Annotated in this window: 6 protein-coding genes; 3 read left to right on the plus strand and 3 right to left on the minus strand. The window is 37.8% G+C overall.

The genetic code is table 11. From position 1 onward, the window contains the following. The 3 genes from BUR11_RS03780 to mtaB all read right to left on the minus strand — a co-directional run bounded on the left by BUR11_RS03780 (position 1) and on the right by mtaB (position 3,914). Positions 1–2,019, minus strand: coding sequence for an alpha amylase C-terminal domain-containing protein (locus BUR11_RS03780; protein ID WP_074223477.1), 2,019 nt, complete (start codon positions 2,017–2,019; stop codon positions 1–3). A gap of 154 nt (positions 2,020–2,173) precedes the next feature. Continuing rightward, the gene (locus BUR11_RS03785) at positions 2,174–2,527 is read right to left on the minus strand and encodes a DUF805 domain-containing protein (RefSeq protein ID WP_074223478.1); all 354 of its coding nucleotides are present in this window, start codon (positions 2,525–2,527) and stop codon (positions 2,174–2,176) included. A 67-nt stretch (positions 2,528–2,594) separates the two neighbouring features. Next, positions 2,595–3,914 (minus strand): tRNA (N(6)-L-threonylcarbamoyladenosine(37)-C(2))-methylthiotransferase MtaB, encoded by a 1,320-nt coding sequence (gene mtaB / locus BUR11_RS03790; RefSeq protein WP_074223479.1) that lies wholly within the window; start codon positions 3,912–3,914, stop codon positions 2,595–2,597. A gap of 234 nt (positions 3,915–4,148) precedes the next feature. Between mtaB and BUR11_RS03795 the strand changes: the two genes are divergently transcribed. From BUR11_RS03795 to BUR11_RS03805, 3 genes are all read left to right on the plus strand, one after another. Beyond that, positions 4,149–6,311 carry a glutamine synthetase III family protein gene (locus tag BUR11_RS03795; protein ID WP_074223480.1) on the plus strand — a complete coding sequence of 721 codons (2,163 nt, stop codon included), beginning with the start codon at positions 4,149–4,151 and terminating at the stop codon, positions 6,309–6,311. 434 nt (positions 6,312–6,745) lie between these two features. Further along, positions 6,746–10,063: a SusC/RagA family TonB-linked outer membrane protein gene (locus tag BUR11_RS03800; RefSeq protein ID WP_074223481.1), complete on the plus strand. Its 3,318-nt coding sequence runs from the start codon at positions 6,746–6,748 to the stop codon at positions 10,061–10,063. 30 nt (positions 10,064–10,093) lie between these two features. Then, entirely contained in the window at positions 10,094–11,677 is a 1,584-nt protein-coding gene (locus BUR11_RS03805) for a SusD/RagB family nutrient-binding outer membrane lipoprotein (protein ID WP_317045220.1), read from the plus strand. The last annotated feature ends 317 nt before the right edge of the window (positions 11,678–11,994 follow it).

The raw sequence follows: 11,994 nt of genomic DNA on the forward strand, positions 1-11,994 counted from the left end.
CTAATCCTTTTGCTTCAACACCATCATGGTCCGGTTAGGGATATAAAGCAATAAACACTGGTTTTCATTGGTCAGGAAGGTGGTGCTCGTATCCAATCTTTCAAATCCTCCAAATTCCTTTTCATCCGAATCCAAAATCAATTGATAGGATCCAGTCCATGGTACTTGAATAGCAAAGCCAGAGAACGACTCCGTTGGATGGAAGGAGAATACAAAAATGAGCCCGGCTCGTTCGTATGCGAGTATTTTTTTATCGGGATCCAGGTGTAATTGGCGTGCATGTTGGGAAGCAAGAACCTGAAAGTCTTTAGCCAATTGAATCATGGATTTGTCCCAAGCAGCCAGTTGCCCATACCGAAGAAGAGGATCATCTGCCAAAGACCATTGTCTTCTGGCGTATTGGTAGCTCCAATTATTGCCTTCTCTTGGAAAATCTACCCATTCAGGATGACCAAATTCATTTCCTATAAATGTGAGGTATCCTTCTCCTCCTAAGGAAAGGGTGATCATGCGGATCAATTTGTGTAATGCAATCCCTCTATCTACCACCAAATTTTGCTGTAATAAAGACATGCTGAAATACATCTCTTTGTCCATCAGCCAAAATGCCAGCGATTTATCACCAACAAGCGCCTGATCATGACTTTCGGCATAGGCGATAGATTTCTCTTTGATGGGTCGATTGGATAGTTGGTGCCAAAGCTCAAACATATCCCATTCCTCATCCTGCTTATGTTTTAAGGTTTTAATCCAATAATCCGGAACACCCATGGCCATTCTGAAGTCAAAGCCTATTCCACCATCTTCTATTTTCCTGGAAAGTCCGGGCATTCCACTGACATCTTCTGCAATTGAAATACTTTGAGGTTTTAATTTATGGATTAATGTATTGGCAAGTTGTAGGTAAAGAATAGCATCATCATCCACATTGGAATCAAAATATAAATCGATGTTGTCAAAATCCATGAATAATCCATGATGGACATACATGATGGAGGTGACACCATCAAAGCGAAAACCATCCATATGGAATTCTTCGATCCAATATCGGATATTACTCAAGAGGAATTGTTGGACTTCTCTTTTTGAATAGTTGAATACTTTAGAGTCCCAACCTTCATGGTATCCTTTTGGGCCTGCATGAAAGTATTGGTGATCACTCCCATCGAATTCATTGATTCCTTCATTCACATTTTTTACGGCATGTGAATGAACGATGTCCATTACCACAGCTATTCCCATCTTATGGGCAGTATTGATCAGGGATTTTAATTCTTCCGGTGACCCAAAACGAGAGGTGGGGGCAAAGAAGTTAGATACATGATAGCCAAAAGAGCCATAATAAGGGTGTTCCATGACGGCCATGAGCTGGATGGTATTATAACCTGCAGATTTGATCCGTGGAAGGATGTTTTGTTCAAACTCCAGATAAGTCCCTACGCCTAGTTTTTCTTGTGCCATCCCTACATGGCACTCATATATTAAAGGTTGTTTCCTGCTTTCTGCCAAAGAAAAATCTTGATCAGTCCAGGGAAAAGGAGAATCAAACCAAACTTGACCTGCAAAATCATGTGTTTCTTCATTTTGAATTACCCGGGTGATGTATACAGGGATTCTATCCAAAGCCCCATTGGCACCTATGACATGGACTTTTACCTTTGAACCATGGACGAACGTATCTTTATATTGATCAAAGGGTAAGAAAATTTCCCAATCTCCCCGAGGATTTTTTTTCATAGGGTGGGATTGTCGATCCCAATTGTTAAAGTCCCCAAAGAAATAAAGTGCTTCTGCGGCAGGGGCCCATTCCCGATAGACCCAACCATTTCTCCAACTCTCGAAATGAATCCCATAAAAATGATGGTTGCTACCATATTCCAAAATGTCCCCACAGAAATTTTCAATTTCTTGGATAGCTGATTGGTATTTACTCCAACGAAGAGAAATCTTATCACTGTATTTTTCAAGCCAAGGCTCGTCTATTACTAAATTGAGGGGGGCGGACTTTCTCACAAACATGAAATTAACTTGGCTTAATTTAGAAAAATGTAAATGGAATCAAGCATGTACTTCTTTTTTTCATTCCTGTGGAGAATTGAAAAATAAAAAGCGGTAAGAAAATTTAATTCTTACCGCTCTGATTTAAATGCTAAATTATAAAATACGTCCAGCCTCAAACAATATCTGTCTTTCTAGGGTCTGGACCATATTGATTTTCTCCTTTCTGACCTTTTTTTGCGGCCAGCCAAATAAAACCTATAAAATTGATTGGAGGTGGGATCAATAAATAAAAGGCATATTTCCAATCCAGTCCTATATCATGTAGTCTTTTAATAGCTTGAACCATTAAAATGCTGATTGATGCTATCAAAGCCACTCCCGCTCCATAAAATATCATCCAGGATTCAGTTTGGAAACTATCCCATATTAACAATAAGCACAGAATGTTGATGAAATAGAAAATCATGAACATCCACAAATACTTTCTTCTAGTTATTCTTCCCTCCGGTTTAAATGTTGAATTCATAATTTTATTAACGAACTTGATAGGAAGTTGTTTTCAAAGCAGAAATCGGAGCACCCCTGGAGTCTACTCAATGATTCTCGTAAATGAATTCTGGTTCCATCACCTCGACAGTACCTTCATCGTTGATTTTATCCAAGGTGACCACTTTCAATTCATTGACTAACATGGGGTCATATTTGGCAGAAACCCGGATATAGTTTTCGGTAAATCCGTGGATTTTCCCATTTTCAATATCCTCTTCAAATAGCACTGTAAACGTGTTGCCCAGATTTTCTTCGTAAAATTTCCTTCTTTTCTTTTCAGAAAGTATCCGTAGCATTTTGGAACGTTCGTTTCTTTTTTTCATCGGAACGACTCCTTCCATTTCAACTGCTCTGGTATTTGCACGTTCAGAGTAGGTGAAGACATGCAAGTATGAAATATCCAGTTCGTTTAAAAAATTATAGGTTTCTAGAAATAGTTCGTCTGTTTCTCCCGGAAACCCTACAATCACATCTACTCCAATACAGGCATGCGGCATCAAGGTTTTGATCTTGGAAACCCTGTCTTCATATAATTCGCGAAGATATCGTCTTCCCATTTTTCTTAAGATGGTATTGGAACCAGATTGCAATGGGATATGGAAATGGGGTACAAATCTTTTGGACTGGGCCGCAAAACTGATGATTTCATTGGTGAGTAGGTTGGGCTCAATAGAAGAAATCCTAAATCGATTAATTCCTTCCACCTCATCAAGCGCATAGACAAGGTCAGCGAATTTTTCATTTCTTTTTCCATCGACTATTCCAAAGTCACCAATATTAACTCCGGTCAAAACGATTTCTTTCACTTTGGTTCCGGCTATTTCTTTTGCAGAGGCAACGACACTTTCTATGGTGTTACTTCTACTTTTTCCTCTAGCTAATGGAATGGTACAGAAAGCACATCCATAGTTACAGCCGTCCTGAACTTTTAAAAATGTCCGAGTTCTATCATTGATGGAGTAGGCATTGTTGAAAGTAGTGGCTTCTTGGATTTCTGAGGCTAGGATTTTAGTGTCCTGGGCTTTTGCAAAATCATCCAATAGCTCGATTAACCTGAATTTTTCTGCTGCACCCAAGACTGCATCCACTCCTTTTATTTCCGAAATCTCTTTCGGCTTTAATTGGGCATAGCAGCCAATGATTGTCACGTAAGAATTGGGAGAGATCTTTTTAGCCTCTTTTACTATCTTCTTACATTTTTTATCTGCATTCTCGGTTACCGAGCAGGTATTAATGATGAAAATGTCAGGATTATCCTGAAAATCCACCTTTAAATACCCTTTGTCTTCAAACTGTCTACTAATAGTAGACGTCTCCGAGAAGTTGAGTTTACATCCAAGTGTATAAAATGCTACCTTTTTCACAATTAATCTCCAGCTTATTTGAGAATGCAAAGGTAATTAAAGTCTACTTGTTTTCAATTTTCTAATTTCTGAACGGAAAATCACTTTTTTGAACGAAATGGTGTGAAAAAGACCATGTTTTTTTGATAAAACTGTAAATTTTTCAAAAAATGAGCTCAAATTTTGGTCATTTTCATTTTCGAGTCAGTATTTTTCTATTTTTGTGAGTATAATCTTAAACCACACTTTGTAGAAATGGCAACACTCAGACAACAAGCCTTGTCAATGGTGCAGGCTAGACAGCGATCTGCTGTAAAAGCACCATCTACCAAAATATCCGATTATTTTGGCGAAAATGTATTTGGAACTGCGCAAATGAAAGTGTCTTTAGCTCCATCCGTTTTCAAAAAGGTAATGGAAGCGATCGATAAAGGCTCAAAAATAGATGTTTCAACTGCTGAGGAAATCGCATCTGCAGTGAAAACTTGGGCTCTTGCGAAAGGAGTAACACATTATACTCACTGGTTCCAACCATTGACAGGTTCTACAGCTGAGAAGCATGATTCCTTTTTCGATGCGTTAGGCGGATTGGAAAAGTTCAAAGGTAGTGCCTTAGTTCAGCAAGAACCAGATGCTTCTTCTTTCCCAAATGGAGGAATCAGATCTACTTTTGAAGCAAGAGGATATACTGCTTGGGATCCTTCTTCTCCAATTTTTATTTTTGAAAACACACTTTGTATCCCAACTATCTTTGTTTCCTATACAGGAGAGGCGTTGGATTACAAAACTCCTTTATTAAAATCTATGGAAGCGATCAATGATGCTTCCGTGCAGATCTGCCAATTATTTGACAGGAATGTGAAGAAAGTATTTCCTTCTCTTGGAGTAGAGCAAGAATACTTTGTAGTAGACAAAGCATTGTTTGCTGCAAGACCAGATTTGGTAATGGCTGGTAGAACTGTTTTTGGTCATAGCCCTGCTAGAGGTCAGCAATTAGATGATCATTATTTCGGTACGATCCCTACCAGGGTGAAGGACTTTATGGTTGACTTTGAAATTGAGTCTCATAAGCTTGGTATTCCTGTAATGACTCGTCACAATGAAGTGGCTCCTGGTCAGTTTGAGGTAGCTCCTTTGTTTGAAGAGATCAATAAAGCGACTGATCACAACCAGTTATTGATGGATGTGATGGATAAAGTTGCTGAAAAGCATAATTTGAAGGTGTTGTTCCACGAGAAGCCATTTGCTGGTGTCAACGGTAGTGGAAAGCACAATAACTGGTCATTGATTACTGACACTGGAGTAAACTTGTTCCAGCCAAGTAGTTCTGCAAGAGAGAACCTTCAGTTCTTGACATTCTTGGTAGCGACTATCAAAGCAGTATATGATCATTCAGATTTATTAAGAGCTAGTATTGCTTCTGCAGGTAATGATTACCGATTGGGTGCCAACGAAGCGCCTCCTGCAATCATTTCTGTTTTCTTGGGTGCTACTCTTACGGAGGTATTGGATGAGCTTGAGAAAAACGGAAATATCAAAATCGAGAAAGGTGACAACATGTATATGAAGTTAGGTATCTCCAAGATTCCTGAAATCATACTTGACAACACTGATAGAAATAGAACTTCTCCATTTGCATTTACAGGAAACAAATTTGAGTTCCGTGCGGTAGGATCTCAAGCTAACGTAGCTGGTCCAATGACTGCTCTTAACGTAATCGTAGCAGATGTCTTGAAAGGTATGTATAAAGATATCGAGAAAGAGATGGCTGCTGGTAAGGAGAAGAAAATTGCTATTGTGAATGTATTGAGAAAATACATCAAGGATAGTAAGAAGGTAAGGTTTGAAGGTGATGGATACTCTGATGCTTGGGCTAAAGAAGCTGAAAAAAGAGGTTTATCTAACTTGAAGTCTACTCCAGTTGCACTTGACGTGTACCAGAAGAAAGCTACGAAAGAGCTATTCGAAAGACACAACGTCATGAATGAGATAGAACTTCATGCACGTCATGAGATCATGTTGGAGAACTTCATTATGAGAGTTCAGATCGAAGGAAGAGTAATGGGAGATTTGGCATTGAATCATATCATTCCAACGGCTATTCTATATCAAAATAAAATGATTGAAAATGCCAATGGTCTGAAAGGACTTGGTTTGGATCATACTGCTGCTGTTGCTACGATCAAAGAGGTTTCTAAGCACATTGAATCCTTGAAATCCAATATTACTGCAATGATTGAAGCTCGTAAGAAGCTCAACAAAGAAGAAGATATTGTGAAAATGGCGAAAGGCTATCAGACTGAAGTGAAAGAAGCTTATTTTGACAAAATCAGATATGCTGTTGATAAGCTGGAGTTATTGGTAGACGATGAGTCTTGGCCATTAGTGAAATATAGAGAAATGTTGTTTTTGAGATAAAATTAAACTCGAAAAGTACAAAAGCCTCTCATTCATTTGAGAGGCTTTTTTTATGCATTTACCTTTAGGAAAAATTTATTAACTCATGATCTAAAGAAGGAAATTTTATTTATAGCTATTAGTTCAAGAAGAAATATCGATTATTGGAAAGCAGGAATACTTAAAATAATTTAATTTTGAACTTACTTTTGTAAAAAAATTAAATAAATATCCTATTTCATTAAAAAATATTATCTAATTGTTTTGAATGGATTTTGAAATTTATAGATTTACCACACAGACTAGTGTATACTGAAAAGATTCTAAAGTTTCTCCTTGTCATTCGTCCGGAAACGAACTTTTAAGTAATCTTTAGTTATATAAGCCAAATAATTAGTAGGTATTCCCTGGTCTGTCTATTAACTCATTTATTTTCTAATCATTAATTAATTGCTATGAGAAAAGTTTTATCAATTGCTTTGACTCTGGTTATGATCTTTTGTGTCTCGGCTATGGCACAGGCTCAGAAAAGAGTTTTGAAAGGAGTTGTGACAGCTTCGCCGGATGGAGAACCCATGCCGGGTGTTACAATTCTGGACAAGACAAACCAGACGGGTACTACCACCAATATAGATGGTGAGTATTCTATTTCTGTGGGACCAAATTCAGTTTTGGTGTTTTCTTTTATTGGTTTTGCTTCTCAGGAAGTCGTTGTCGGAAATCAATCTGAGATCAATATTAATTTGGAGGAGGATGCTAGTGAATTATCTGAATTTGTCGTGACCGCTTTTGGGATGGACAAAAGTGAAAAATCCTTGGGTTATGCTACTAGTACAATCAAGGCTGATGAATTGATCAAAGTAGGTAATCCAAATGTAGCATCTGCTCTTTATGGTAAAGCACCTGGTGTTAGAATCCAAACAGGGGCGGGGGGAGCTACCTCAGCAGTGAACATTCAGATTCGAGGAATTAACTCGATTACTGGTAAAAACCAACCACTTATTGTTTTGGATGGTGTTCCAATCCGAAATGAAGAAGTAACGAACAACAACTATTGGGGCGACCAAAGACTAAGAGGAAATGGCCTATTAGACATAAACCCAGCAGATATTGATAATATTTCCATCTTAAAAGGTGCATCTGCGGCTGCACTTTATGGTTCAGAGGCGGTGAATGGTGTTGTTTTGATTACTACCAAAAAAGGCACCGCAGGTAAAAACGGAATGCAAGTTGACTTTAATGCGAATGTCAGCTTAGATAAAATTGCCTATTTGCCAAGATATCAAAACGTAAGAGGACCTGGTATGCCAGCTCATATCCAGAACTTAGGCCAAGCAGAAGATGGTTTTAATTATACGGAAGATGGAATTCGTACAGTGCCGAATACAACCACTAACTATGGACCAAGATTCGATGGTCAGCCAATGCAGGCTTGGGATGGTATTTCTAGACCTTATGTAGCACAAGAAGATAATTATGCGGCTTTATTCAATAGCCCAGTAAGTTCTAATATTAACGTAGCTATTTCTAATAGTACCGATAAAGCTAATTTCCGCCTTTCATTAACCCGTCAGGACAACGAAGCGTTGAGTTTGAATTCTAAAAACAGCAAGAATATCATGAATTTGAATTCAAGCTATAATGTGAACAAAAGATGGAAAGTGGATTTGATGGTGAATTACATCAATCAAAACACAAAAAACCGTCCTTATTCAATTGACCGAATGATCAATAACTTCGGTGGAATGATGACTCGTTTCGATAATGGTGAGTGGTATTTGGACAGATATCAAACGAGCCGTGGTTACAGATTTGTGACTGGTAATGGACAAAGTTTGACTCCTGATGAAAACATTACAGGTGCAGGTTTTAGAGGTGATATTGCAGATTATGTTTGGAGAGTAAATAAAAACTTGTCTTCCGAATTGAGTAATCGTGTAATTGGAAGTTTGACCAACCACTTTCAGATTACGGATGATTTGAAACTAAGGGCTAGAGTTTCTACAGACTTCACCAATAGATATTCTGAGTTCAGTAATTATTCTACTCGTCCTTTGGCTTTCGGACCTTCAGGTGCTTTTGGAATGAATACTGAATTATTCAGCATTCTTTACGGTGATTTGATGTTGACTTACACGAAGAGCCTTACCGACGAAATCACTTTGAGTGCAATGGGTGGGTATACTGCTAGAAAAGAAAGCTTTAGCAATGTGTCAAGAAGTACCAATGGTGGATTAAGTACTGAGAATCTGTTTGATATTGTGGCTTCCACAAACATCCCTAACTCAGGATCTGATAGATCTTACAGAGTAATTGATGCATTCCTTGGAACAGTGAATTTCGATTATAAAAACATTTGGTTTGTTGAGGGTACGATCCGTAGAGATAGAATTTCTACCATGAATCCTAACAACAATGCATTTGTTTACCCTTCTGTTAACACCAGTTTTGCAATTTCTGATGCCATTCAATTACCTCAATTTATCACATTCTCTAAGTTGAGAGGTTCTTGGGGTATCGTGGGTAACTATCCAGATATTTATAGAGCAAATATTGCATACTCTCAGAATTCTTTGGGCGTTCAGCAGCCAGGTGGAGCCAATGTGCTTTATACCACTATTTCTAACTCATTCGGTAACGATGGGATCAAGCCAGAGCAGAAGCATGAATTTGAATTTGGTTTAGATACTAGATTCTTTAACAATAGATTTGGTTTAGACCTTTCTTATTATAACGCTCAGATCAGAGACCAAATCTTGCCTTTGACGTTGCCTTCCACTTCAGGAGCTAGTTCCGTATTGACAAACATCGGTACTTTGAGGAATACAGGTGTTGAACTTTCATTGAATGGGGCGATCGTGCAGAGTTTGAACTTTGGTTGGAATATGACATTGAATGTTTCTAGAAACATGAACAAAGTTGAAAAGTTGGCCAACAATGCAACTGAATTGCTGCATGCGGATTATGATGGAAATGCGGCTCAACTTCGTTCTGTAGTAGGTAGACCAATGGGTGATTTCTATGCTAGACCAATTGCAACTGATGCAAATGGTAATAAGATCGTACAACCAAATGGTTTATATAAAATCGATGATCAAAACTGGATTCAGGTTGGAAATGCCATGCCAGATGCAGTAGGTGGTTTCATCAATGAATTAAACTACAAGAACTTCGCTCTTTCTGCAGTAGTTGACTTCCAAATTGGAGGTAGTGTTATGCCGACTGGTATCAACTGGATGATCAGCCGTGGTTTGACTGAAAAGAGTTTGAACTATATGGATGAAGCAAGCGGTGGTTTGGCTTATTATGTAAATGAAGATGGACAAGGAATCCAAATAGACCATTCTGCAACCCAAGGACCAAATGGTGAAACTGTTTATCACGATGGTATGGTGATGGATGGAGTGGTCGCAGATGGTTCTCCAAACTCTAATGTGATTTCTCAGGCATATTACTATTGGAACACTTACAACTGGGGTGGACCTCAGTATAGCCAGTCAAGATATGAATTGTATATCAAGGACAATGATTATGTGAAAATGAGAGAATTGTCTTTGAGCTATACCATTCCTGCTCAACTTACCTCTAAAATTGGTGCTTCCAATGTGAACCTTTCCGTATTTGGTAGAAACTTGTTTTTCCTTTATAGAAATATCAAGGATTTAGACCCAGAAGTTATGACTGGTGGATCTAGATGGACTCAAACGTTGACTAGTGCGGGTACCAACCCAGCTACTAGAACTTGGGGCTTTATGTTAAGAGCTAGATTCTAATAATTGATATAAGATAAAAACATGATGAAGATGAATATCAATAGAATATTACTATATATAATGCTTGTAGGCTTCTCGGTGAGTTGTACTACAGCAGATTTTGAAGATAACTACACGGATCCTTCGAAGCTTTCTGAAACTTCAGTGGGTAAGCAGTTTACCGGAATGATTTATACCAATCGTCAGTCCGTGTTGCCAACCTATTGGGATTACTTTGTGATTAAGCGAATTACTTCCAATAGATATACTCAGGCAGTAGGATGGGTAAACACAGAAAATCAATATGTGCCAGGTTCTGCGGCAGTAAATGACCGTTGGAATAATTACTACAATTTTGTAGCTCAATACAGAGAGCTTGAAAAGGTATATAATGATTTGTCTGAAGAGGAGAAAGTTGATAACCGCGTTTTCATGATTGCGGCAGCTACATACTTCTATGACCATACGCAGCAGGTAGTTGATTTGCATGGAGATATTCCATGGTCTGAGGCTGGTATGCTAAGTACTAATGGTGGAGACTACACTAAATCTTATGCTGGTTACGACAAGGCAAGTGATATCTATACCAAGATGTTGGATGATTTGGCTGGGTTTGCTGATGAATTACGTACACTACAAATCAATCCTGCTATTGAAATTGAATTCAGTACGCAAGACTTGATCAACCGTGGCGATATAGATCAGTGGTTGAAATATATCAATTCTTTGAGATTGAGAATGTTGACCAGAGTTAGTGGTACAAGTGAGTTTAGCGCAAGGGCAAAAACTGAAATCGGAACCATTTTATCAAATCCAGGACAGTATCCAATTGTATCTGAAAATGACAGTAATATCCTTTTCCGTATCCATACTTTAGGAACTTTGATGCCTGCTAATAACTTCCAGAGTGGTTTGGAGGATTGGGATGGTAACATTGCAGGAAAAGCGATTTTAGATCATATGGTAGGAAATGAAGATCCAAGATTAACCTATGTATTCCAACCAGGAGAGAATGCAGAAGGAGAGTATCTTGGCTTGGATCCATTAATGAATCCTACTGAACAGAATGAATTGGTATTGACACAAACTTTGAGTATCTACAATCACTCTACAATCAGTAGAAACCAGTATTTCCCAGGTTTAATCATTACTGCTGCTGAGGTACATTTAATGGCGGCTGAATATTACTTGAAGGAAAATCAGGATATGATGGCGAAGACTCATTATGAAGAAGCCATTCGCCAGTCTGTTGATTTCTACGAATACCTAAGAAGTATCAGTAATAATGCCGAGTCAGATGATCCGATTGTTCCTACAGAAGAGTCAATCAGTGCCTATTTATCAATGGATGATGTTTCTTGGGAAATGGCAGGTTCTTCTGAAGAGAAGCTCAAGTTAATTGCGGAACAAAAATGGTTACACTTTAATGTGGTTCAACCAAATGAAAGCTGGCATGAACTGAGAAGATTGGGTAAAGTTGACCTTGAGTTCTGGGAAGATAACTCTAACCAGCAAAGCCTACCTCCATCAAGATGGATGTATCCTGGATCAGAACAGACCTACAATATGGAAAACTATTCTGTAGTACAGCCAGAGGATAAATTGATGAACACCATTTTCTGGGATGTGAATTAATTTTTTCAGGTAGTATTTTATCAAAAAGCCTCTCAATTACATTGAGAGGCTTTTTTTATACTAAATATCCATTAATCTCTATGAATTATTCAAATAAAATTTTATGTAACTAATAAATAACCAAATTATATACTGTAAAAAACTCATTTACTATGTTAACTTTTTTAAAAAAATAGAAAAAATAAATTTATCTTATATAAAATATTAATTAAATACTTTTGAATATTTTTTAAAATATATAGCTTTACTCTACACAAAGTGATTGATATCAATTTTGAAATTACTTATGCTGTAAAGAGATTAATTTCTATACTTTT

Origin of the sequence: Algoriphagus halophilus, from assembly GCF_900129785.1 — a bacterium.
Lineage (GTDB): Bacteria > Bacteroidota > Bacteroidia > Cytophagales > Cyclobacteriaceae > Algoriphagus > Algoriphagus halophilus.

Excerpts from the sequence above, each read along its gene's own strand:
- BUR11_RS03780 (WP_074223477.1), bottom strand. The coding sequence starts at position 2,019 with ATGTTTGTGAGAAAGTCCGCCCCCCTCAATTTAGTAATAGACGAGCCT.
- BUR11_RS03785 (WP_074223478.1), bottom strand. The coding sequence starts at position 2,527 with ATGAATTCAACATTTAAACCGGAGGGAAGAATAACTAGAAGAAAGTAT.
- BUR11_RS03795 (WP_074223480.1), top strand. The coding sequence starts at position 4,149 with ATGGCAACACTCAGACAACAAGCCTTGTCAATGGTGCAGGCTAGACAG.
- BUR11_RS03800 (WP_074223481.1), top strand. The coding sequence starts at position 6,746 with ATGAGAAAAGTTTTATCAATTGCTTTGACTCTGGTTATGATCTTTTGT.
- BUR11_RS03805 (WP_317045220.1), top strand. The coding sequence starts at position 10,094 with ATGAATATCAATAGAATATTACTATATATAATGCTTGTAGGCTTCTCG.